The organism is Micromonospora sp. NPDC047187, assembly GCF_040643355.1.
Lineage (GTDB): Bacteria > Actinomycetota > Actinomycetes > Mycobacteriales > Micromonosporaceae > Micromonospora > Micromonospora salmantinae.
This window is the reverse complement of the sequence record NZ_JBEYUF010000004.1, coordinates 157,805-181,006: the sequence shown is the minus strand read 5'-3', so window position 1 is coordinate 181,006 and position 23,202 is coordinate 157,805. Positions and strand designations below refer to the sequence as shown.

The following is a 23,202-nucleotide window of genomic DNA, read 5'->3' as shown; positions in this document are numbered from 1 at the left end:
TGGATCGGCCGGGCACTGCCCGGCCGATCCGGCGGTCCACAGAGTTATCCACAGCTTGGCCGGTATCCACAGCCGTTATCCACAGCACGAAAACGACTCTGAGTCTGATAAGGGTATACAGTGACCGATTCTCCCGAGTCCACACCGAACGAGCCCGAGGTTCCCGCCGAGGCCATCGCCGCGGTGGTCGCGCACGACCGGATCGAACCGGTCGGGCTCGAGGTGGAGATGCAGCGCTCCTACCTCGACTACGCGATGAGCGTCATCGTCGGTCGCGCGCTGCCGGACGTCCGGGACGGCCTCAAGCCGGTCCACCGCAAGATCCTCTACGCGATGTTCGACTCCGGCTACCGTCCGGACCGCGGCTACGTGAAGTGCTCCCGTGTCGTCGGTGACGTGATGGGTCAGTTCCACCCGCACGGCGACTCGGCGATCTACGACGCGCTGGTCCGGATGGCGCAGTCCTGGTCGCTGCGCTACCCGCTGGTCGACGGCAACGGCAACTTCGGCTCGCCGGGTAACGACCCGGCCGCCGCCATGCGATACACCGAGTGCAAGCTCGACCCCCTCGCCATGGAGATGCTGCGGGACATCGACGAGGACACCGTCGACCTGCAGGACAACTACGACGGCCGGGCCAAGGAGCCCACCATCCTGCCGTCGCGGATCCCCAACCTCCTGGTGAACGGCTCCGAGGGCATCGCGGTCGGCATGGCCACCAAGATCCCGCCACACAACCTGCGGGAGATCGGCGCGGCGGTGCAGTGGTGCCTGGAGCACCCGGAGGAGGACGAGGAGACCACCCTCGAAGCCCTGCTCGGCATCGTCAAGGGCCCGGACTTCCCGACCCACGGCCTGATCGTCGGCACCACAGCGATCCAGGACGCGTACCGCACCGGTCGCGGCTCGATCCGGATGCGCGCCGTGGTGGAGGTCGAGGAGGACAAGCGGGGCCGCCCCTGCCTGGTCGTCAGCGAGCTGCCCTACCAGGTCAACCCGGACAACCTCGCCGAGCGGATCGCCGAGCTGATCAAGGAGGGCAAGCTCGCCGGCATCGCCGACATCCGCGACGAGTCCTCCGGTCGTACCGGCATGCGGATCGTCCTGGTGCTCAAGCGCGACGCGGTCGCGAAGGTCGTGCTGAACAACCTCTACAAGCACACCCAGCTTCAGGAGACCTTCGGCGCCAACATGCTGGCCCTGGTCGACGGGGTGCCGCGCACGCTCAACCTGGCCCAGTTCCTCCGCTACTACGTCGAGCACCAGATCGACGTGATCCGCCGGCGGACCGCGTTCCGGCTGCGCAAGGCCGAGGAGCGGGCACACATCCTGCGCGGCCTGGGCAAGGCGCTGGACGCGCTGGACGAGGTGATCGCCCTGATTCGGCGCTCTCCGACAGTGGACGACGCCCGGCAGGGCCTGATCCGGCTGCTGGAGATCGACGAGATCCAGGCGACAGCGATCCTGGACATGCAGCTGCGCCGGCTCGCCGCCCTGGAGCGGCAGCGGATCATCGACGACCTGGCGAAGCTCGAGATCGAGATCGCCGACCTCAAGGACATCCTCGCCAAGCCCGAGCGGCAGCGGAAGATCGTCTCGGACGAGCTGGGCGAGATCGTCACCAAGTGGGGCGACGACCGCCGGACGCAGATCATCCCGTTCGACGGCGAGGTCTCGATGGAGGACCTCATCGCCCGCGAGGACGTGGTCGTCACGATCACCCGCACCGGGTACGCCAAGCGGACCAAGGTCGATCTGTACCGCTCGCAGCGGCGCGGCGGTAAGGGCGTCAGTGGCGCCACGCTGCGGCAGGACGACATCGTCAGCCACTTCTTCGTCTGCTCGACCCACGACTGGATCTTGTTCCTCACGAACAAGGGCCGCGTCTACCGGGCCAAGGCGTACGAGTTGCCGGAGGCCAGTAGGGTAGCCAAGGGCCAACACGTGGCCAATCTGCTCGCCTTCCTACCCGACGAGCAGATCGCGCAGATCATTGAGATCCCGAACTACCAGGTAGCCCCCTATCTGGTACTGGCCACGAAGAACGGCCTGGTGAAGAAGACGCGGCTCGAGGAGTTCGACTCCAACCGTTCCGGCGGCATCATCGCGATCAACCTGCGCGATGAGGACGAGCTGGTCGGTGCTGCGCTGGTTGCGCCGGAGAACGATCTGCTGCTGGTCTCGAAGAAGGCACAGGCGATCCGGTTCAACGCCTCGGACGAGGCGTTGCGGCCGATGGGCCGGGCCACCTCGGGCGTCATCGGCATGCGCTTCACGGACGACGACGTCCTGCTCGCCATGGAAGTCGTGCGGGAAGGTTTGGACGTTCTGGTGGCCACGAACGGGGGATACGCGAAGCGGACCCCGATCGAGGAATACCCGGTGCAGGGCCGGGGAGGTAAGGGCGTGTTGACTGCAAAGATCACCGAACGGCGCGGTGGTCTGGTTGGCGCGGTGGTGATCGATCCGGACGACGAGCTGTTCGCGATCACCAGCAACGGTGGTGTCATTCGGACTCCGGTGAAGCCTGTACGGCGTACGCGTGACCGGAACACAATGGGGGTCAAGCTGATGGACCTCCCGGACGGCGTGACTATCGTGGCGATTGCTCGCAATGCCGACGAGCCTGACGAACAGGACTAGTTGAATGACGGAGACACAGGCGAAGTCGGGGAACTCGGGGACCTCGGCCAAACCGGTCGACGAGGAGGCCGCCAAGGGCGGCACACCAGCGACCGGCCGCGCGGCCGTGGGCCGGGCGACGGTCCCCGCCGACGCGCCTGCCCCGAAGTTCACCAGGGCTCCAGGTATGACACCCCCGCCGGAGCAGCCGGGCGAAGGTGGCGAGTCCGGCGACAAAACCGAGGCGCCCAGCGCCGAGGCGCCGACGTCGGCCGCCGCCAATCCTCCGGCTCCGGCAGCGGCGCCCTCGGCACGTCCGGCCACCACCCAGCCGATCGGTCTCCGGCCCGGTCAGGCCGCGTCAACCGGTTCCACCGGCACCCAGCCGCGGATCACACCCGGGATGACCCAGCCCCAGTCGGACGCGACGCGTACGGCCGCCGCTGCCGGCCGCCCGGCCAGCGGTGGTGGCCTGCCACCGGGGATCGGCAACGCGTCCGCCGTCGGTGCGGCCCGCGTCGGTGACGCGGTGCGTGCGGCGCGTACGTCGGTCAGCTCGGCCGCCTCCCGCGGACCGCGTCGGGCCCGGCTGAACCTCAAGCGGATCGACCCGTGGTCCGTGATGAAGTTCGCATTCGCGGTGTCGGTGGTGCTCTTCATCGTCGTGGTGGTCGCCACCTCGGTGCTCTATCTGGCGCTGGACGCGATGGGTGTGTTCCAGAGCGTCAACGAGAGCCTGAGTGATCTGGTCAACGCCGGCGGTGGGCAGAGCACCAGCGGCTTCCAGATCACCGCCAAGGGCGTGATTCTCAGCTCGGCGCTGATCGGCCTGGTCAACGTGGTGCTGTTCACCGCGCTGGCCACCCTTGGCGCGTTCGTCTACAACGTCTGCGCCGACCTGGTCGGCGGGATCGAGCTGACCCTCGCCGAGCGGGACTGAGTGACCGGGACGCCGGGGCACCGCGGAAAGCGGTCGCTCCGGCGTCCCGTACTCGGGTAGGTTTTGCAGGCGGCGACGAGCCTGGCTCGCAAGCTCGGACCCCGATTTGGGGCCGGCGGAGCGGATGGGTTAATCTTGCTCGTCGCAACGCGGGGCTATAGCTCAGTCGGTTAGAGCGCAGAGCTGATAACTCTGAGGTCGATGGTTCGATTCCATCTAGCCCCACCGCATGTCGTCCGACGGTAGTCGAGCGCGAGGGGTCGCCCCATGTTCAAGAAGCTGCTGATTCTGGCTGGCGTCGTCGGTGTGGCCGCCGTCGTGTTCAACAAGATCAAGGCGTCGAACGACGAGCGTGCCCTGTGGCACGAGGCGACCACCGCGCCCGACCTGCGCTGACGCTCTCGCAACGCGCGGCAATCGCCGCGCAATTCGCGGGGCCCTAGCTCAACTGGCAGAGCACTGCCTTTGCAAGGCAGGGGTTAGGGGTTCGAGTCCCCTGGGCTCCACCAGCACTTTCCCCGGTTGATCTCGGTCCCGAGTACAGCCAAGCCGGTCACGCCGTCCCCTCCTGGCCGATAATCCGGTCAATGGCCGGGGCCGCCCGACGAGCCCCGCGCCGGCAGAACGTGGCCGTAGGTGTCGGCCGTCATCCGGATCGTGGAGTGCCCGAGCAGCTCCATCACCGTCCGCAGCTCCTCGCCCTGGTCGAGCAGGAGACCAGGTCCAGATCCGACCACACCTCGCCGGCCGCGAGCCGTTCCTTGGCCTGGTCCACGATGTGCGGACTCACGGCGGAGATGGGCTTTGAGGCAGAGGAGCGGTGTGTGCCAGACGAGGTGTTCCCCAGCGATCTTTCCGGCCACTTCTGGGCAACGGTGGAACGCCGGCCGGAACTCGATCGATGGCGCTTCGAGATCCTCGACTATCAGAACAACGTCCTGCTCAGCGGCTTGGCCTGTAGCGAGCGGCAGGCCGCAGCGATTGTCATCGCGTGGGACCAGGTGATCACAACGTCGCCCGACGAAGAGGACCCCAGCATGGATTGGGTCGATGACTCGGAATGACGGGGAGATCACCGCCCAGGGGCGCGCAGTCCCTAAAGCATCGCGATCTGGCCGGGCAGTTCGGGCGGACCGGACAGCACTGCGCGGAGCTTGTTGATCTGCGGGAACTCACTCGCTCCCGCCTCGCCCCATAGGCTCCGCCACTCCGAGTCGTCGCCGAGGACCCGGTCAAGTGCTCCGACCGCCAACTGTGGCAGGTCGTCGTCCAAGTCGAGGGATTCACCAGCAAGCAGGAAATCCGGCGCGTACGGCGAGGTTATCGGGTCTCCTCCGGGCATCGGAGACGCCACGATGGCCGCTGCGGCGATGGCCGAGGCGGCGTCGTCATGGTCGAGGTACCCGGTGTTGAATGCTGCCGTTGTCAGAGCAGCACGAACCATTGCCGGCCGGGCAGGCGGATCGGCATCGTGGAGGTCACCGCACCAGTCGGCGGCGCTGTCGTTGTCGAACGGGCCGTCATCCCAGGTGCCCATGTGCTCCTCCTTCACGTTCCCGGTGAGCGGATCATGAAGCCAAGCGGGGACGGACGCAAGGCGCGAGAGCGCTTGGTTGTACAGCCATCGATACAGCCAAGCTGGCCGACGGACGTGGGTCACGAGCGGCGGCAGCCGTTCGGGCACCCTCGCCTCCAGTTGCTTCGATGCAGATCAGTGACGCCAGACGACCTGAAGTCGGCCGCGAAGCGGATGGCCGAGTAGGGGGTCGGTGCGCTGCCGATCTGCGGCGACGACAACCGGCTCAAGGGCATGCTGACCGACCGCGACATCGTGGTGAAGGTGCTGGCCGAGGGTCGCGACCCGGCCACCGTGACGGCCGGTGAGCTGGCCCAGGGCGAGGCGGTGACCATCGGCGCGGACGACGACGCGGCCGAGATCCATCGCACCATGGGCCAGCACAAGTTCCCTCCCGGAGCGCCCGGTCGGCGACCTCATCGAGGCCATCTCCGAGCGCAGCTGACCTTCGCGCCTGTCAATGATCGCCGCCGCCGGTTCGCCGGCAGGCGGCGATTCGCGTACTCCGGCGATCCGTGCCGGCAGGTCGGGGTGGGGCGAGGTATTCGGTGCGAGCGTTGTGACTCTGGGGTATGAATATGACTCTGAGGTATACCGCTCTTTGTCATCTGGCCGCCGGGGCCGCCGGAGCCGACACCGCCGTCAGGCGGTAGGAGTGAGCGGGACGGTCTCGCCACGGGCGATGGTGCGTACCTGCTTCGCCCAGCCACGGCGGCGGGCCTCGTCGACGAAGTGCGCCAGCGGTGAGCGGAACACCGGGTAGTCGTCGTAGTGGATCGGCACGGTCAGCTGTGGACGGACCAGCTCCACCAGGTCCGCGCCCTGGCGGGCGTCCATGGTGAGCAGGATCCCGGCGACCTTCGTGCCGCCGAGGTGGATCAGCATCGCGTCGATGTCCGGATAGCGTTCGGGGATCGCGGTGAGTAGCGGCCGGTTGAGGGTGTCGCCGGTGACGTAGAGCCGGAACTCCCGCCGCCCGGAGCGTTCCACGTCAATCATCGTGCCCATCACGTCGGGCATCAGCAGGTCCAGTGCGCCCGGGCCGTGCTGGCCGGGCATCGAGGTCAGCCGCACTGTCGTACCGTCGCGGTGCAGCTCCCGGGACGACCACGTCGGCAGACCCTGGGCGGCCCGGAAGCCCCAGCGGCGCAGCTTGCGTTCCGCCGCGGGGGTGGTGACGATGGGCAGCTCGCGGGCCAGTTCCCGACGGGCCACCCGATCGAAGTGGTCGCCGTGCAGGTGGGAGAGGACCACCGCGTCCAGCTCCGGGAGCTGGGCGATCCGCAGCGCCGGGTCCGTGCGTCGGCGCGACCACAACCCCTTGCCCAGGTACGCCCGTTGACCCCGGTGCAGGAAGTTCGGGTCGGTCAACAGGGTGAAGCCGCCGATCCGCAGCACCGTCGTCGCGGTACCGATGAACGTGACCTGGGGTTGCTTCACCATCGCGCCCACCTCCTGCGGCTCCGGTACCCCGATGAGCCGTCGGCATGCGGCTCAGCCCTTGACGCCGCTGACGGGCCGACCAGTGCACGCGTGCGGGTCAGGTGTCGGAGCGCGCGATCCGGACGGCGACGCCGTCGAGGGATCAACTCCAGCCCGAGTGCCAAGTCCGCGTCAGCTGGCGGAACCACCGTCCGCCGCTGACTCGGCACCGGATTCGGTCCGGTTGGGGCGGGTTTCCGGGAGGCGTTCAACCAGCTTGGTGAGCGCGCCGTTGGCGAAGGTCGCGCCGAGCGCCGACCCGGCCCCGATGGTCCAGCCCACCGGCCCGAGCGGGGTGCAGCCGAAGAACTGGCTCACCCCCGGGGTCTGCACCACCACGACCAGGACGCCCAGTGACGCCGCCGTGGAGGCCAGCACGGCCGGACTGGTGCCGCCGGCCAGGATGGTCTGCCCGAGTTGGGTGCCGACCAGGGCGACCAGGGCGACAGTGCCGGCCCGCTGACGGCGTCCGGTGTAGCGGGCCAACGTCCAGCCCGCTGTCGCGCCCAGCGTGGTGGCTGCCGCCCGCAGCCCGATCTCCCTGGTGAGGCTCTCGCCGAGCGCCGTGTCCGGGCCCTCCCGGAGCAGCGCGTCGGTGCGGTCCGATGCGGGCGGCCGGACCGCGATGGCCAGCGCCGGCGCCAGGTCGGTGAGCAGGTTGACCAGCAGAAGTTGTCGCCCGGTGAGCGCGGAGCGGCCGGTCGCCGCTGCGGTGAGCACACTGAACGCGATCTCACCGAGGTTGCCACCGACCAGGATGCTGAGCGCGTGCCGCACCGACGACCACATCGCCCGCCCTTCGATCAGGGTGGCGATGATGGTTTCCAGCCGGTCGTCGGTGACCACCAGGTCGGCTGCGGCGCGGGCGGCCGGGGTGCCCCGTTGACCGAGGGCGATGCCGACGTCGGCCAGCCGGATCGCCGGGGCGTCGTTGGCCCCGTCGCCGGTCATCGCCACGGTCCGCCCGCACTTCTGCAACGCCTGGATGATCCGCACCTTGTGCGCAGGGGTGCAGCGGGCCACCACGTCGGTGTTGGCCAACCGCTCGGCGAGCGCGTCGTCGTCCAACTGGTCGAGTTCAGCGGCGGTGACCACCCGCTGTTCGTCGTGTTCACTGATGGTGGCGGCGATCGCCTCTGCGGTGGCCGGGTGATCACCAGTGATCATGATGGTGTGCACGCCGGCCTGCCGGATCCGGCGTACCGCCGGGGCTGCGCTCTCCCGGACACCGTCCGCGAGGGCCAGGAAACCCACGAAGGTCAGCCCTCGAACGTCGGAGTCGGTCACCTTCGGGTCGTTCACCGGGCACTCCGCGACGGCGAGGATCCGGTTTCCCGCACCGGCCCGGTCGGCGAGCATCCGCTCCAGCTCCGCGCGGCCGGCGTCGTCCAGCGGCTCCTGTCGACCGTCCATCCGTCGGGACGAACAGCGCGGCAGCACCGTCTCCGGAGCACCCTTGACGCTCAACAACAGGTGACCGTCGGTCTGTCCGATGCTCGCGTGGTAGCCGCGGGACGGCTCGAACGGCAGCCCTCCGGCGGCCCGCCACCCGGCGGCGCCGGTCTGCTCCACCACCCCGGCCTCCCCGGCGCCCCGACGGACCGCCCGGTCGGTCTGCAACGCCAACTCCTCCGGGTTCTTCGCGGCGGGGGTGGCCCGCAGCGCCGCGGCCAGCGTCATCCGGAGCCGGTCGTCCAACCGGTCCAGCGGGGCGTACCGGTCGCCGACGCTGTCGCCGACCCCGGCCAGCAGCAGCTTGCCCTCGGTGAGGGTGCCGGTCTTGTCGAAGCAGAGCACGTCCACCCGGCCCAGCGCCTCGATGGTGCGCGGGTTGCGGACCAACGCGCCGTGCTCGGCCAGCCGCCGGGCCGCGGCCAGCTGCGCCGCGCTGACCAGGAACGGCAGCCCCTCCGGCACCGACGCCACGGCGAGGTTCGCGGCGGTCGCCGCCGTTTCGGCCAGGGGTACGCCTCGGAGCAGGCCCGCGCCGGCCACCGCCACCGCGGAACCGGCCGCCAACGGGATGGCGGCGCTGGTCAACGCGCCGAGCCGAGCCTCCACCCCACTGGCCGGCGGGTCCTGCTTGACCAGGGCGAGGCTGCGCCCGGCCTCGGTGTCGTTGCCGGTCGCCACCACCACTGCGGTGCCGTGCCCGGCGGCGACTGTGGTGCCCTCGTAGAGCATCGAGTGTCGGTCGGCGATGGCGGCGGCGACCACCGGTCGGTTGGACTTGGCGACCGGCAGCGACTCACCGGTCAGCGACGACTCGTCGGCCTCCAGGCCCACCGACTCGAGCACCCGGCAGTCGGCGGGCACCGAGTCGCCCGGTTCGAGGGCGATGACATCCCCGAGGACCAGGTCTTCGGCGGCGAGAACCTGCTCGGCACCGTCCCGGCGGACCCGTGCGGTCACCGCCGACCGTGACAGCAGCTCCGCCAGCGACCTTTCCGTGTTGCGCTCGTGCACCGCCCCGATCAGGGCGGACCCACCGACCACGCTGCCCACCAACGCGGCGTCGACAAGTGAGCCGAACGACGCGGAAAGCACCGCCCCGGCGGCCAGCACCGGCGTGAGCGGGTTGGACAACTCGTCCACGAAGGCACGCAGCAGGCCACCACGTCCGGGTCCGGCGCCGCCGTTGTCACCGGAACCGTGGCGTCGGCGTTGCGCCTCGGCGCTGGCCAGGCCGTCCGGGGTGGAACGCAGGTGGTCGAGCACGGTACCGACCGGCATCAGGTGCCAGGCGGTTGCCACGGGCACCGGGGTGTCGGACTGGTCGTGCAACCGGCGGGCCTGCCAGACCCCGTTGGCGAAGGCCAGCCCGGCCGCGCCGTTGACCGCGACGAGCGCCCGGTGCGGCAGCTGGGTCGGTGGGGCGGTGAACGCGCCCAACGCCCCGAGACCGGTGCCGGCCATGGCCAGGCGGATGTTCTGCTGGGCCGTGCGCCGGGCCACCCCGGTCGCCTCGATCACCAGCGCCACCACCCGCAGGTCGGCACCGACCAGCAGGTGCGCGCCCCACGGCGGCAGTTCCTCCGGCGCGGCGAACCCGAGACCGCAGTCGGACGCGCCGAGTGCCTTCCGGTCCGCGGAGACCAGCATCACCACGGCGCCGTCGCGCTGCAACGCGCGTACCGACTCGGCCAACTGGTCCCCGCCGGGGAGCATCGCGTCGGCGAAGCCGTACCGCTGCTCGTCGCCGCCGGCGACGAGCAGCCGCAGGCCGGCATGTCGGGCGGCGGAGGGCAGGCCGTCGACGCCGGGCGCGGGTTCCGGCTCGACCCGCAACAGGGCGGCGAGCCGGTCGCCGTGGGAGAGGCCGAGGAGTTGGCCGCCAGCGGAGCGCAGCCGGGCCGCGTCCGGGATGGCGTCCGGGTCGTTCGCGGGCATCCGGTCCAGCGGCCCGAGCCGCCAGCCGTCCGCCGTCCGGGAGGCGGACGGGTCGTCCGGGTCGAACAACGCGAAGGCCCGCTCCGCCACCTGGTCGACGTCCGCGTCGGACGCCGGCGCCAGATCGGCCAGGACGCCCCGGTCCGAGCCGAGCACGGCGGCGTCGAGCACGAGCGTGTCGATCCGGTCCAGTTCGCGCAGCACACTCCGGTCCATCGCGATCACACCACGCCGGGCCAGCATCCGGCCGAGCTGAGCCGCGTACCCCTCGCGGCCGCTGCCCGGCGCCTTCGGCAGCGCGGACAGGCCCAGCGCGGTGGCCCGCTTCGGCCCGGCGAACGGCACCGCCGCCGCGCCGGCGGCCGCACCGGCGGCGAGCATGCGGTTGATGTACCGCTCGACCGGGCCGTCCGGCTTCGGCCGCGGACGTTCGATCACCGGCCAGCGGGCGGTGGCTCGTTCGGCGTCGCCGGTCAGCCGTGGTTCGGCCTTTTCCCAGGCGGAGAGTTGGGCCCGATCCTCACCCCACTGCACGACCCGTTGGGCACCGTCCAGGACGATGCCCGTCCAGCGGCCGGTCAAGCCCTGCACCACCGCCTCGGCCAGCGGAAACAGGATGTCGGCGCGCGGGTCGGAGCGCAGCCGTCTGCCGATGAACTCGTGCAGTTTCGGTTGAAGATCCACAGCGGAGAGCAGGCCGGCCACCTCGCCGGGCAGCGGCGCGAACGGCAGGATCCGGGTGGCTGCCGAGATGGTCAGGCCCAGTGCGTCCGAGGCGAGCGCGCCGAGGGTGCGCGGTGTGCGCGGCCCCTCCTCCGGTGGGTGCGGCGGTGGGATCTCCGGGTCCGGTTCGTGGTCGCAGGTCCGCTCGACTCGGTCGATGGTGGCGATCAGGTCGCGCAACGTCGGTTCGGGGGTCTGGACGGCGATCACCACCCGGCCGGAGGGTGCGTTGACCCGGGCCCAGGCCACCCCGGGCATCCGTTCCAGCGCGCCCTCCACCTGACGGGCCAGCCGGTTGCCACCGTCCTGGCAGACACCGTGCACCTCGATGTGGTGCCGGCCCGGCCGGGACCAGACCCGACGCCGCGTCAGCCCGGCCGTCCGGGCCAGCCGGACCGCGGCCGAGCTGACCGACCGGGACGCCTCGCCGACCAGATGCGGCACGCCGAAGGACGGCAGGATGCGGCCGGCAGCGCGACCCGCCGCCGTCATCGAGGCGTACGGCTGGACGGGCGCCGGCCCGGCTCCCTGTTGCCGCTCGTCCTGACCTTGGCCATGTCGTCCTCCCACCGCACTCACGTCCGGCGGCCTGGCTTCCCGACCTGCCATCCGTTATGCCCCTTGAGTGGCGGAATTTTCCGCCGTCGCTGGCGCATGGACGGGATGGGCTGTGGAACCCGACGACCATCACCGGACATGGGGAGGCCGGCATGAGCACACTGACGCGACATCTCAACGGTTCACGGGAGAACGTCTCGATGTACAACCGGCGGGTGCAACTGCCGATGGTGGGTGAGGTGGCGGTGCCGCCACCGGACAAGGTCGCCTACTACGCCGGGCTCGGAGTGCTCGCCGCGCTACAGGTCATCGAGTGGCCGATCGCTGTGGTGATCACCGCTGGTCACCTGCTGGCAGACCAGCATTTTTCCGGGCTGGTGCGCGGTGTCGGGGAGGCGCTGCAGGACGCCTGACGAGAGCCGGGTCACCGGACGGTTGACATGAATCAGGGTTGAAGTCGCATGCTCGGCCGATGCCGAGCACAGCCGTCACCACCACACCCGCCGCACCGGGACTCTTCGCACCGCGGCTGCGCGCGATGACGGTGGGCAGCGTCGCGCTGATCTCACTCCTCGCGTTCGAGGCGTTGGCGGTCGGTACGGCGATGCCGACCGTCGCGCGCAGCCTGGACGGGTTGGCGCTCTACGGGATCGCGTTCGGTGGTCCGTTCGCCACCGGTGTGCTGGCCATGGTGGTCTCCGGCATCTGGTGCGACGCGCGGGGTCCCAGGGGGCCGATGTGGCACGGCGTCGCCTGGTTCGTGGTCGGGTTGCTGATCGCCGGGACCGCCCCCGTGATGAGCGCGCTGGTCGTCGGGCGGGTCGTGCAGGGTTTCGGCTCCGGGCTGCTCTCGGTGGCGCTCTACGTGATCGTCGGGCAGGCGTACCCGCAGGAGCTGCACCGGCGGATCTTCGCGGCGTTCGCGGCGGCGTGGGTCGTACCGTCGCTTGTCGGGCCGGCGGTTGCCGGCCTGATCGTGCAGTACCTGGGCTGGCGGTGGGTCTTCCTGGCGGTGCCGGCGGTGGCGGTGCCGGCGGTGCTGCTGATCCACCCCGGCCTGCGGTCGCTGGCCCGGGGTGCGGCGACGAGCCCGCCGGCAGGTGCGGCCGCGCGGATCGGTTGGGCGTGCGGGGCCGCGGTGAGTGCCGCACTGCTGCACATCGGGGGACAGCAGCGCGGCGCCACCGCAGTGGTGCTGGTCGGGTTCGCCGTGGTCGGCCTGCTGGTCTGTGCCCCGCGCCTGCTGCCGGCCGGTTTCCTCCGGGCCGCGCGCGGGTTGCCCACCGTGGTGGGGTTGCGTGGTCTGGCGTCGGCGGCCTTCGTCGGCGCCGAGGTGGTCATCCCGCTGATGCTCTCCCGGGAACGGGGTCTCTCGCCGACCGCTGCCGGGTTGGTCCTCACTGTCGGCGCGCTGGCCTGGTCGGCGGGCTCCTGGTTGCAGGGCCGGATTCCGGTGCCGGTGTCGCGGGCCAGCCTGCCGCGTGCCGGGTTGATCTGCATCACGGTCGGCACCGCCACGGTCGCGCTGGCCGTCCGGCCCGAGCTGCCGGTGGCTGTCGCCGTGCTCGGTTGGGCGGTCGCCGGTCTGGGCATGGGGCTGCTCTATCCGTCGTTGTCGGTGCTCACCCTGGAGTTGTCCGCACCGGGTGAGCAGGGCCGCAACAGCTCGTCACTGCAACTGAGCGACTCTCTCTTCGCGGCGACAGTGCTCGCGCTGACCGGGGCCGTGTTGGCGGCGGGAAGTGCGCCGGGCCCGGCCAGCTACACGACGACGCTCGTGGTGACCGCTGGGCTGGCGCTGCTCGGGGCGCTGCTGGCCGGCCGGGTCGCGGTGGGCGGGGGTGTACGACCGGCCGGGTGATCCGCGGATTCCGCCGCGTCCCGCCCGCTCGTGCCGGAAGGATGGCGGACGATGAACCTCCTGACCATTCTTCCGCTCGCCGTGGTCATGGTCGCCGGGACGCAGTTGGTGGTGGCCGTTTTCCTGGCCTCGTCGGATCGGCCCCGGGCGGCGTCGCTGGGCTTCCTCGCCGGCGCGGGGCTGGTGGTCGCCGCCGGGGTGACAGTGGCCTGGTTGTTGACCAAGTTGGTGGGTGGAGTGGTCGCCGACGCCAGCGCCGTCGCCGGGAAGGTCGATCGCGGCCCCGCCATCGACCTGGTGGTGCTGGCCCTGCTGGTGTGCCTGGCGGTGCTGATCTGGGTCCGCCGGGGCCGCTCCGGACCGCCGCGCTGGCTGGGAAGCATCGAGCATGCCGGTCCGCCGCAGGCGCTGCGGCTGGGTGCGCTGCTCTTCGTGGCGACGCCGACCGACGACCTGACCATGGCCACCGTCGGGGCGAGCGTGGCCCGACATGATCTGCCGTGGTGGCACCTGGTGCCGTTCGTGCTGCTCACAGTGCTCCTGCTCGCGCTGCCTCTGCTGGCGTTGCTGCTGTTGGGGAGCAGGGCATCTCGGGTGCTGACCCGGATGCGGGAATGGGCCGAGGGGCACGCCTGGATCGTCAACGAGATCGTGATCGCGTTCTTCGCGCTGCTCACCGTGTTGGACCTGATCCGGTCGGGGTGAGCCGCCGCATGCCGTCACGGGATTGCGTGTCGTTTCGTCGACACCAGGAAGGGTCGGACGGGTTCCAAGGAGGACGAGATGAAGGTTCTGATCACCGGGGCGTCCGGCACTCTGGGCCGTGCGGTGCTGGGTCGGTTGCGTGACGACGGGATCGGCGTCCGGGCAACCAGCCGCCGGCCACCCGCCGGCACGGACGTGGAGTGGGTGGTGACCGACCTGGTCACCGGGGACGGGCTGACCGAGGCGGTGACCGGGATGGACGCCGTGCTGCACCTGGCGTCCGCGCCTCGGGGTCGGCAGACCTACCAGGTGGATGTGTTGGGCACCCGACGACTGGTGGTGGCCGCCGGCACTGCCGGTGTGCGGCACATCGTCTACATCTCGATCGTCGGGGTTGATCGGGTGCCGATTCCGTACTACCGCCACAAGCTCGCCGCCGAGCAGGTGATCGCGGCCGGTCCGGTGCCGTGGTCGGTGCTGCGGGCCACCCAGTTCCCCCAGTTCCTGGACGACATGCTGACCGCCAGCGCGCGGCTGGGCCCGGTGATCGGGGACCGGGCGGTGCTCGCCCAACCGGTCGACCCGGGTGAGGTGGCGGCGCGGCTGGCGGCCCGACTGGTCGCCGGACCATTGGGCGGCATCGAGGAGCTGGGTGGGCCGCAGGTGCTCCGCTTCGACGAGGCCGCCCGGGCGTGGCGAGCGGCCCGAGGCTCGCGCCGACCGCTGCTGCCGGTGCGGATTCCCGGCCGGCTCGGTCGCGAGCTGCGGGCCGGTGGTCTGGCCACCGAGGCACTGCCCCGGGGCGTACGTACCTGGGCCGACCACCTGGCCGACACGTACGGGGGAACCGGCCGGAAATGAGAGCAACAACGGTTCACGTTCGTCTTACCGTGACGCCATGTTCGCTGTCGTCACCACTGTGATCCTCTACGTCTTCGGCTTCGTCTTCCTCTACGGCGTGATCCGGCTGGGTGTCCGGCACGCGTTCGAGGATCTGGAGCTGCAACGGGCCAAGGCCCAGCGCGAGGAGGAGTTGGCGGCTGCCCGCGACCGCTCCTTCATGAGCGACAACGCCTTCCTCGCGGGCAGTTGAGCGCCGGATCGATCCGGCCCGGGCCGCTGGCGTCGCCGGGGGGCCGGGGAGCCGCCGGGCGGTTCAGCGTCGCGGATGCGAGGATCGCACCCGTGATGGGAACGCTGAAGACCGAACCGGCCCGCGCCCGCCTGGATCTGCTCGCCCCGCCGGTCGCGGAGGCCATCGCGCAGTGGCCGGCCGACGCGCCGGTGGACGTCAACGACGTGCTGGTCGCGCCGATCGACGCCGACCTCGCCGACACCGCGGCGTTCTGCGCGGCGTACGAGGTGGGGCTGGACGTGTCGGCCAACTGTGTCGTGGTGGCGGGCAAGCGTGAGGGCGTGGTGCGCTACGCGGCCTGCATCATCCTGGCTACCACTCGGGCCGACGTGAACGGGGTGGCCCGCCGGACGCTGGACGTCCGCAAGGCGAGCTTCGCCCCGATGGACGACGCTGTCGAGTTGACCGGCATGGAGTACGGCGGCATCACCCCGATCGGGCTGCCGGCGCAGTGGCCGATCCTGGTGGACGCGCGGGTCATCGCCACACCGCACGTGATCGTCGGGTCCGGCGTACGGCACAGCAAGATTGCGCTGCCGGGGCCGGCGTTGGGCGCGCTGCCGGGAGCCCAGGTGGTGGAAGGGCTGGCCAGGCCGGTCTGACCAGGTATCGGCATCGATGTTGTTGCACGTGAAACATCGTGATCATCAATGTCGGACGTCCGGTCGTCGGTGACTCAGTGTGAGTGCGCTGCGGACTCGCGCTGCTCGACCTCGGCGAACGCGGCGAGCAACGTCTGCACTTCCTGCGCACCGGAGACCGCGTACTTCCCGGCCAGCACGAAGGTCGGCACGCTGGTGATGCCCAGATCCTGGGCGGCGGCCAGGTCGGCGGCGACGTCGGCGACGCGCTCGTCGGAGTCGAGGAACCGGCGCGCGTCGACCGCGTCGAGGCCGATCTCACCGGCCAGGGCGGCCAGCGCCTCCCGCGAGCCGACGTCGACTCCGTGGTTGAAGTGCGCCTGGTAGAGCGCCTCCACCATCTCGGCCGCCCTGCCCTGGTCGGTCGCCCAGGAGACCAGCCGGTGCGCGTCGAAGGTGTTGGCGATCACCGCGCGGTCGTAGTCGAGCCGCAGCCCGTCGGCCGCCGCGACCTGGGTCACGTGGTCGACCATCTGCCGGGCGCGCTCCGGGCCGCCGAACTTGCCGGCCAGCGCCTGCACCAGTGGCAGGGGCTGCGGCACCGGCGACGGGTCGAGCTGGAACGGCCGGTAGCGGACCGTCACCTCGCCCTCGTAGCTGGCGAGGGCCTCATCCAGGCGGCGCTTGCCGATGTAGCACCACGGGCAGATGACGTCCGCGTAGATCTCGATCTCCATGATCGGTGGCAACCTCGCGGTCAGCCGAGTTGTTCCCGGATCTGCCGCTTGAGGCGGCCCAGGATCGCCGTGCCGCCACGGATCCGCAGCGGGCTGATCGCCTGCGCCAGCCCCATCCGCTGATAGAGGTCGTCCGGCACGGCCAGCACCTGCTCGGCGCTCGCCCCGGCCAGCCCCTCGGCGAGGATCCCGGCGAACGCCCGGGTGGTGGGCGCCTCCGGTGGGCAGTCGAAGAGCGTCTCCACTGTGCCTTCCGGGGTCACCCGGGCGCGCAGGAAGAACGCCGTCTGACACTCGGGCACCTGTTCCATGCCCTCGCGCTCCGCGGCGCCCTCCGGCAGCGCCGGGATGACGTCCGCGTACTCCAGGAGCATCTCCAGCACCAGGTCGCGCGGCGCGGCGGCGAACTCGTCGACGATCTCGGCCAGTCGGGCCGGCATGTCAGCCATGCGTCGAGGCTACCGCCGTCGTCCCGAGGGCCCGGTCACACGGTGGGCGACTGCTCGCTGATCTCGCTGAGCGCGCTGGTGGGGTCGAGCTGCATGGCCAGGTCGCCGAGCGAGACGATCCCCACCAGCTTGCGGTCACTGTCACAGACCAGCACCCGTCGGATGCCCCGATCCCGCATGAGCGCCGCCGCCTCACCCGCCGTGCAGTGCTGCTCGATCATGACGACCTCGCGGGTGACGATCGAGCCGATGGTGGTGGCCGCAGGCGAGCTGTTCTCCGCCACGGCCCGCACCACGATGTCCCGGTCGGTGAGCATGCCGGCGAGGCTGGCGCCGTCGGTCACCACCACATCACCGATGTCGGCCTCCTTCATCACCCTGGCCGCCTCGTCCAGGGTGGTCTCGGCCGGCAGGTACACCACCTGCTTGGTCATCACGTCACTGACCCGGTAACCGGTCATGAGAGCCTCCGAAGACGTTTCCACCCGATCCGACAGCACTACCCTGTGACGCGGCAGCTACACCAGGCTCGCACGAACCTGGCGTACCTCGTGGACGAGTCGATCCACCAGACCGTCCAGCGGTAACTCGGTGCGCCCGTCGCCGGCCCGCTCGCGCAGCTCGACGTACCCCTCGGCGAGCCGGCGGCCGACCACGACGGCCCGGGGGATGCCGATCAGCTCGGCGTCGGTGAACTTGACCCCGGCCGAGACGTGCGTGCGGTCGTCGACAAGCACCCGCAGGCCGGCGGCGGCGAGACGCCCGCCGAGCTCCAGCGCCGCGTCGAGCTGCGGGCCCTTGCCCGCAACCACCAGGTGTACGTCACACGGCGCGACCGCCGCCGGCCAGACCAGTCCCCGGTCGTCGTGGTGCTGCTCGGCCACGGCCGCCACCGCCCGGGAAACCCCGATGCCGTAGCAGCCCATCGTCGGCCGGACCGGCTTGCCGGCCGGCCCGAGCACCTCGACAGCGAAGGCGTCGGTGAAGCGGCGGCCGAGCTGGAAGATGTGCCCGATCTCGATGCCCCGCCGGATGGTCAGCTCGCCGGCGTCGCACTCCGGGCAGGGGTCGCCGGCGCGGACGTCGGCCGCCTCGATGGTGCCGTCCGGGGTGAAGTCCCGTCCGCACACCACGTCGGTCGCGTGTCGGCCCGGCTCGTTCGCCCCGGTCAGCCAGGCAGACCCGGTCACCACCCGAGGGTCGACCAGGTAGCGGATGCCCAGCTTGTCGAGCAGTTGCGGTCCGATGTAGCCGCGAACCAGCTCCGGATGCTCGGCCCACTCCTCGAAGACGGTCACCTGTGCCGGGTGCAGTGCGGCGCCGAGCCGCTTCAGGTCGACCTCCCGGTCACCGGGCAGCCCGACGACCAGGAGCTCGGCCCGGTCGGCACCCGGCCGACGAACTGACAACACGACGTTCTTCAGGGTGTCGGCGGCGGTCCAGCCGTCCCGACCGCCCAACCGGCGCGCGTTGGCCAACTCCACCAGGCTGGCGATCGTCGGGGTCTCCGGAGTGTCGTGCACCTCGACGGCCGGCTGCGCGCTCGGGTCACCGGCGCTCGGCACCCGGGTGGCCACCGCCTCGGTGTTGGCCGCGAAGTCGCAGGAGGTGCAACCGACGAAGGTGTCCTCGCCGACCGGCGTCGCCGCCAGGAACTCCTCCGACGCGGAGCCGCCCATGGCGCCGGACATCGCCCGCACCACCGTGTAGTCCAGCCCCAACCGATCGAAGATCCGCTGATACGCGGCGCGATGCCGCCCGTACGCCTCCCGCAGCCCCGCCTCGTCCAGGTCGAAGGAGTACGCGTCCTTCATCAGGAACTCCCGGCCACGCAGCAACCCGGCCCGCGGCCGCGCCTCGTCGCGGAACTTCGTCTGCACCTGGAACAGCGTCACCGGGAAGTCCCGGTACGAGGTGAACAGGTCCTTGACCAGCAGCGCCGCCATCTCCTCGTGGGTGGGCGCCAACAGGTGCTCGGCACCGCGCCGGTCGGCGAGGGTGAAGATGTCGTCGCCGTACTCCGTCCACCGGCCGCTGGTGCGATACGGCTCGGCGGGCAGCAGCGCCGGGAAGTGCACCTCCTGGTCGCCGATCGCCACCAGTTCGGCGCGGACGACCTCGGTGATCCGATCAAGCACCAGCTTGCCCAGCGGCAGCCAGGTGTAGCCGCCCGGTGCGGCACGACGGATGTAGCCGGCGCGCAGCAGCAGCCGATGGCTCGGCACCTCCGCGTCGGCCGGATCCTCGCGCAGGGTCCGCAGCAACAGGGTCGACATGCGTAGCAGCATCCGCGCAGCCTACGGCCGGTGCGGCAGGATGAGCGATCCATTTCGATCCGAGCCGGACCCGATGCCGGCAACCATCGGCGCCGTTGCTGGCGTCTGCAAGGACACCAAGTCCTCGTACCCCGACCTGAAGGATTGGCCCGTGTGGACCCTCTGCTGAGTGAGTTCGACTCGTTCGTCCGTACCCGCACGCCAGCGTTGCTGCGCTCGGCCTACCTGCTCACCGGCGACCAGCACCTGGCCGAGGACCTCGTCCAGTCGGCCCTGGCCCGGACCCACCGCTCCTGGAACAGCCTGCACCACAGCGGCAACGCCGAGGCGTACACCCGCAAGACCATGTACCACCTACAGGTGTCCTGGTGGCGTCGGCGCCGGGTACCCGAGTCGATGCCGGGCGACCTGCCCGAGCCACGCGGAGGCGACTCGGCCCCGGACCACGCCCACCAGACCAGTCTGCGGCTCACCCTGCGGGCGGCACTGGCGAAGCTCTCCCCGAAGCAACGTGCCGTGCTGGTGCTGCGGTTCTTCGAGGACCGCACCGAGGCGGAGGCGGCGGACCTGCTCGGCGTCACGATCGGCACCGTGAAGAGCCAGACGGCCAAGTCACTGGCCAGGCTGCGCACCGTCGCACCCGAACTCGCCGAGCTGTACGTCCTGGAAGGGAGTACCCGATGAACGACCAGCGCCTCCGGCTCGATTTGACCGCCCTGGCCGACGAGGTCACCTCGGTCGACCTGCGGGACCGGACCCTGCGTACGTCCCGCCGGCTCGGCATCCAACGGGCGGTGGCCACGTCGGCAGCCGCGCTGGTGCTGATCGCCGCAGCGGCCGGTACCGCCTTTGCCATCCGACCGGACCAGTCCCCGACCCCGCTGCCCGCCGACACCCCATCGGTCACCGCGACTCCGACGCCGTCGGCGTCCCCCACCCCGACGCCCTCCACCAGCGCCGGCGACACCCCCGGCGCCCCACCCAGCGGCGGGTCGGGCACGAACAACCCGACCGTGGAGTTCGGAAAGCTCTTCTACGGCCCGGCCAGTGTGACCGACGCGGAGATGGCGAACCTGCGGTCCTGGCGTCCGGGCGACAGCCCGGTGAGTCTGCTGGCTCTGCCCGAGCTCGCGGCGAAGGGCAACGCGAGCATCTCGCCGGACGGGCGCCGGGTGGCCTGGGTGGACCGCGACGACAGCGGCGAAAGTACCCTTGTCGTGGCCGACGCCGACGGCTCCGACCGGCAGGAGATGCGCTCGGACGTGGCGGGCGACTGCTCCCCGGTCTGGTCACCGGATGGGCGGCACCTGCTGTTCGTGGCGGCGATGGGGACGGGTGAGTCCGGTCGGCACGGAGTGCTGGACACCCTCAGCGACAAGAAGACAGTCACCTGGTGGCCCGGGCGGCCCGGCGGCTGTCACGCCCTCTGGTCGGCGGACGGTCGGACCATCGCCATGGCCGTCGATGTTGGGATCACCCTCTATGCCGCGGACGGCACGAAGAAGCGGGTTGTCCCCGGCTTCTCCATGAACGGTTGGCGCAGCCACGACATTGCCAGCCTGTCCTCGGACGGCTCTCGGATTGCTCTGCTGCGGAGGAAACCCGGCGAGGAATCCGGCGACATCGCTCGTGAACTGTGGGCCAACGCGGTGCTGGACACCCGTACTGGCAAGCAGGTCACCTTGGCACTGGGTGGGCGCACCCTACGGCAGGTCTACTTCCAGTCGGACGGCTCCATGGTCGTGCGGGTCCAGGACGGCAGCGGGTACGCCGTGCTGCTGGTGGACGAGGACGGCAGGAAGATCTCCGAGACCGCAGAGCCGGCGAGTCTGAAGAACGAGCAGATCCTGGCCGTCGTCGACTGACCGATCGGCGCGAGATGGGCGGGTCACCCTCGGGAGGCCCGCCCCTTCTGCGTCTGAGCACCGCCGGCGAATCGGTGTTGATCACGGTCGGTGAACTGCGAAAAAGGTTGCCGGTGCGAGCGGATCCGACTGTCAGGTAGTAGCGCGCTGCGGCGGCAACTCGCCAGGGCCAGGGGCTCGTCTTGGGTGGTGTCAGGCACTGTGAGCCTCCACAAAGGATGGAAACGATGAACCTCGGCCCGTTCACCTACACCACCCGTCCCGCCTCGGCCCGTCGTTCCGGCGCGATCGCCGGTACCGCAGCCCTGCTGCTCCTGGCGTTCGGTGCGGCTGCCTGCGGCACCGCCGACCCGAAGGCCGCCGTGCCCGCTCCGGCCGAATCGGCCACCGCCACCGCCGCTCCCTCGGCCGGCGACACCTCGGCCGCCGGCACCGGCGGCTCCGTGCAGGATGCGGCCCCGGCTGTCGCGCCGGCCCGCCCGGCGGCCGGCTCGACGCAGTGGCCGCAGCTGACCTGGTACACCGCCGAGGAGCACGGCCAGAAGCAGAACGACCCGGCCCGGATCTGGCGGCGTACCCCTGCTGGGACGTGGCAGGTGGTGCGTTCGGGCCGTCCCGAGAACGGCAAAGCCCTCAACGGCCCGCTCGCCGTCTCGCCGGACGGCCGACGGGCGGCCTGGGTGGAAGGGTCCGCCCGCCAGCTGGTGATCAGCGCGTTCGACGGCACGAAGCGGCACGTCATCCCGACCCAGGGTCAGCAGACCTGCGCGCCGAGCTGGCTCGACTCCGGGCGGGTGCTGTACGGCCTGGGGCGGGAGAAGGAGCTAACGCTCATCGCGGTCAACGCCGACGGGACCGGGCAGAAGGTGCTCGCCACCCACTACCCGAAGTGCCCGACGGTGTCCGGCGGATGGATCGCCCAGGTCGGCGCGCAGACCGTGGCGATCGGGGACGAGCGAGGCGTCCGACGTGCGATCAGCCCGCGCCTCCCCGCCGGCCTCGTCATTGGTGGGGTGGCGGCGATCTCCGGCAACGGCCGGACGCTGGTGATCAGCGCCCACACGACCAGCCCCGGGGGATGTGGGTGCAGCGAGCGGTTCCGCAACTACCGGCTCGACGCGGTCAGCGGGGCCGCCATCGAGCTGGCGCCATTGGACTCGGCGTGGAAGCAGGCGACCGGGCACGGCGAAGCCGTCGACGGGGTCGTCCTGGCCGACGGCGGCCTGGTGGTGCAGATCAACGCGGCGACGCCGGCCGACGGCGCGCCGGCGTACCGGTTGGTCCGGTACGCCGCCAGTGGCCGGGTGCTGGCCACCGCGTCGGTGCCTGCCGGCCAGCCGTGGGGTGGTCTGCTGGGCTGAACTCCCGGTGCAGCGTCACCGGGCACGAGGGACCGGCCACTCACGGGGGTGGCCGGTTCCGCCCGTCGTCTGTGCAATGACCTCCGACACGTAGTGGATTCGGGGCGGTGCCGGGCGTTGCTGCGGTGACAGACTGGTCGCCGCAGGCAACGAGCGGCGTGAGGGAGGCGCGGGTGCGCTGGGGCAGTTTTGTCGCGGTCGGGGACAGCTTCACCGAGGGTATGGACGATGCGTACCCGGACGGCACCTACCGGGGCTGGGCGGACCTGGTGGCGACCCGGCTCGCCGCCGACGCGGGGCCCGACTTCCGGTACGCGAACCTGGCCATCCGGGGCCGGCTCTTCCCCAGCGTGGTCGCCGAGCAGGTGCCCTCCGCCGTGGCGATGAAGCCGGATCTGATCAGTTTCGCGGCCGGTGGCAACGACGTGCTGCGGCGCACCTTCGACCCGGACACGCTTGTCGCCCGCTTCGACGAGGTGGTCCGGCAACTGCGCTCGGGCGGCGCGGACGTGCTCCTCTTCCGGTTCGCGGACGTGATGGCCCGACTGCCCGGCCAACGCCTCGTCGCCCCCCGGGTGCAGTTGCTCAACCAGGCGGTCGGCGAGACCGCCGAGCGGCACGGCGCCATCATGGTCGACCTGTACGCCGACGACACGTTCCTCAACCCCATGCTCTGGAGCACCGACCGGCTGCACCTCTCCCCGGCCGGGCATCGACGGGTCGCCGGGCAGGTGTTGAACGCCCTCGGGGTCGGTTGCGACGAGGAGTGGCTGATGGTTCCGCCGCACCCGGCGCCGTCGCCGTGGCTTGCCGCCCGCGCTTCCGACCTGCGGTGGGCCGGTCGGTACCTCGCCCCCTGGGTGAAGCGGCGGTTGACCGGCCGGTCGTCCGGCGACACGGTGACGGCGAAGCGCCCGCAACTCGGCCCGCTCGTCGACTGA

At 71.0% G+C, this 23,202-nt stretch carries 21 protein-coding genes, 2 tRNA genes and 1 pseudogene; 17 read left to right on the top strand and 7 right to left on the bottom strand.

Annotation, left to right across the window (positions count from 1 at the left end):
- Positions 1–120 precede the first annotated feature (120 nt).
- The 6 genes from gyrA (at position 121) to ABZ794_RS10035 (ending at position 4,626) form a co-directional block, all read left to right on the top strand.
- Positions 121–2,643, top strand: coding sequence for a DNA gyrase subunit A (gyrA, locus tag ABZ794_RS10060; protein ID WP_210782116.1), 2,523 nt, complete (start codon positions 121–123; stop codon positions 2,641–2,643).
- Positions 2,644–2,647: 4 nt separating this feature from the next.
- A complete protein-coding gene (locus ABZ794_RS10055; protein ID WP_210782118.1) occupies positions 2,648–3,562 on the top strand; it encodes a DUF3566 domain-containing protein in 915 nt (304 codons plus the stop codon).
- A 151-nt stretch (positions 3,563–3,713) separates the two neighbouring features.
- Positions 3,714–3,787, top strand: a tRNA-Ile gene (locus tag ABZ794_RS10050).
- A gap of 42 nt (positions 3,788–3,829) precedes the next feature.
- Positions 3,830–3,958, top strand: a complete 129-nt coding sequence (locus ABZ794_RS10045; protein ID WP_209444550.1) for a DLW-39 family protein — start codon at positions 3,830–3,832, stop codon at positions 3,956–3,958.
- A 37-nt stretch (positions 3,959–3,995) separates the two neighbouring features.
- Positions 3,996–4,071: transfer RNA gene (locus ABZ794_RS10040), tRNA-Ala, on the top strand.
- 315 nt (positions 4,072–4,386) lie between these two features.
- Positions 4,387–4,626 (top strand): hypothetical protein, encoded by a 240-nt coding sequence (locus tag ABZ794_RS10035; protein WP_238687916.1) that lies wholly within the window; start codon positions 4,387–4,389, stop codon positions 4,624–4,626.
- 32 nt (positions 4,627–4,658) lie between these two features.
- On the opposite strand, the gene ABZ794_RS10030 is transcribed toward ABZ794_RS10035, so the two are convergent.
- The gene (locus ABZ794_RS10030) at positions 4,659–5,246 is read right to left on the bottom strand and encodes a DUF4259 domain-containing protein (protein WP_238687915.1); all 588 of its coding nucleotides are present in this window, start codon (positions 5,244–5,246) and stop codon (positions 4,659–4,661) included.
- A gap of 126 nt (positions 5,247–5,372) precedes the next feature.
- On the opposite strand from ABZ794_RS10030, the gene ABZ794_RS10025 reads away from it, so the two are divergent.
- Positions 5,373–5,714 carry a hypothetical protein gene (locus ABZ794_RS10025; RefSeq protein WP_357515094.1) on the top strand — a complete coding sequence of 114 codons (342 nt, stop codon included), beginning with the start codon at positions 5,373–5,375 and terminating at the stop codon, positions 5,712–5,714.
- Positions 5,715–5,780: 66 nt separating this feature from the next.
- On the opposite strand, the gene ABZ794_RS10020 is transcribed toward ABZ794_RS10025, so the two are convergent.
- Together ABZ794_RS10020 and ABZ794_RS10015 are read right to left on the bottom strand one after the other, a co-directional pair.
- Entirely contained in the window at positions 5,781–6,581 is an 801-nt protein-coding gene (locus ABZ794_RS10020; RefSeq protein ID WP_357515092.1) for an MBL fold metallo-hydrolase, read from the bottom strand.
- Positions 6,582–6,752: 171 nt separating this feature from the next.
- Positions 6,753–11,225, bottom strand: a complete 4,473-nt coding sequence (locus tag ABZ794_RS10015) for an HAD-IC family P-type ATPase (protein ID WP_357515298.1) — start codon at positions 11,223–11,225, stop codon at positions 6,753–6,755.
- A 162-nt stretch (positions 11,226–11,387) separates the two neighbouring features.
- Between ABZ794_RS10015 and ABZ794_RS10010 the strand changes: the two are divergent.
- The 6 genes and pseudogenes from ABZ794_RS10010 (at position 11,388) to ABZ794_RS09985 (ending at position 15,594) form a co-directional block, all read left to right on the top strand.
- Positions 11,388–11,704 (top strand): annotated as a pseudogene (locus ABZ794_RS10010) (hypothetical protein).
- A gap of 59 nt (positions 11,705–11,763) precedes the next feature.
- A complete protein-coding gene (locus ABZ794_RS10005; protein WP_238687913.1) occupies positions 11,764–13,152 on the top strand; it encodes an MFS transporter in 1,389 nt (462 codons plus the stop codon).
- 51 nt (positions 13,153–13,203) lie between these two features.
- Positions 13,204–13,857: a GAP family protein gene (locus ABZ794_RS10000; RefSeq protein WP_210782134.1), complete on the top strand. Its 654-nt coding sequence runs from the start codon at positions 13,204–13,206 to the stop codon at positions 13,855–13,857.
- 78 nt (positions 13,858–13,935) lie between these two features.
- Positions 13,936–14,718 (top strand): NAD(P)H-binding protein, encoded by a 783-nt coding sequence (locus ABZ794_RS09995; protein WP_238687911.1) that lies wholly within the window; start codon positions 13,936–13,938, stop codon positions 14,716–14,718.
- Between the two features lie 37 nt (positions 14,719–14,755).
- Positions 14,756–14,950 carry a hypothetical protein gene (locus ABZ794_RS09990; protein ID WP_210782138.1) on the top strand — a complete coding sequence of 65 codons (195 nt, stop codon included), beginning with the start codon at positions 14,756–14,758 and terminating at the stop codon, positions 14,948–14,950.
- Positions 14,951–15,045: 95 nt separating this feature from the next.
- A complete protein-coding gene (locus ABZ794_RS09985) occupies positions 15,046–15,594 on the top strand; it encodes a YbaK/EbsC family protein (RefSeq protein WP_210782198.1) in 549 nt (182 codons plus the stop codon).
- Between the two features lie 74 nt (positions 15,595–15,668).
- On the opposite strand, the gene ABZ794_RS09980 is transcribed toward ABZ794_RS09985, so the two are convergent.
- Genes ABZ794_RS09980 through ABZ794_RS09965 form a run of 4 tightly spaced genes read right to left on the bottom strand, consistent with a single transcriptional unit; the run spans position 15,669 to position 19,047 of the window.
- Positions 15,669–16,310: a DsbA family oxidoreductase gene (locus tag ABZ794_RS09980; protein ID WP_357515088.1), complete on the bottom strand. Its 642-nt coding sequence runs from the start codon at positions 16,308–16,310 to the stop codon at positions 15,669–15,671.
- Positions 16,311–16,330: 20 nt separating this feature from the next.
- Positions 16,331–16,759 (bottom strand): SufE family protein, encoded by a 429-nt coding sequence (locus ABZ794_RS09975; RefSeq protein WP_124858574.1) that lies wholly within the window; start codon positions 16,757–16,759, stop codon positions 16,331–16,333.
- A 35-nt stretch (positions 16,760–16,794) separates the two neighbouring features.
- The gene (locus ABZ794_RS09970) at positions 16,795–17,220 is read right to left on the bottom strand and encodes a CBS domain-containing protein (RefSeq protein WP_030487636.1); all 426 of its coding nucleotides are present in this window, start codon (positions 17,218–17,220) and stop codon (positions 16,795–16,797) included.
- 57 nt (positions 17,221–17,277) lie between these two features.
- A complete protein-coding gene (locus tag ABZ794_RS09965; RefSeq protein WP_357515085.1) occupies positions 17,278–19,047 on the bottom strand; it encodes a proline--tRNA ligase in 1,770 nt (589 codons plus the stop codon).
- A gap of 141 nt (positions 19,048–19,188) precedes the next feature.
- Here ABZ794_RS09965 and ABZ794_RS09960 point away from each other — a divergent pair, with 141 nt between their 5' ends.
- From ABZ794_RS09960 to ABZ794_RS09945, 4 genes are all read left to right on the top strand, one after another.
- On the top strand, positions 19,189–19,719 hold the full coding sequence (locus ABZ794_RS09960; protein WP_112726603.1) for a SigE family RNA polymerase sigma factor: 531 nt from the start codon (positions 19,189–19,191) through the stop codon (positions 19,717–19,719).
- A complete protein-coding gene (locus ABZ794_RS09955) occupies positions 19,716–20,900 on the top strand; it encodes a hypothetical protein (RefSeq protein ID WP_357515083.1) in 1,185 nt (394 codons plus the stop codon). Before ABZ794_RS09960 ends, ABZ794_RS09955 begins: the two co-directional genes overlap by 4 nt.
- 227 nt (positions 20,901–21,127) lie before the next feature.
- Positions 21,128–22,261 (top strand): hypothetical protein, encoded by a 1,134-nt coding sequence (locus ABZ794_RS09950; protein WP_357515081.1) that lies wholly within the window; start codon positions 21,128–21,130, stop codon positions 22,259–22,261.
- 173 nt (positions 22,262–22,434) lie between these two features.
- Positions 22,435–23,202 (top strand): SGNH/GDSL hydrolase family protein, encoded by a 768-nt coding sequence (locus ABZ794_RS09945; RefSeq protein WP_238688000.1) that lies wholly within the window; start codon positions 22,435–22,437, stop codon positions 23,200–23,202.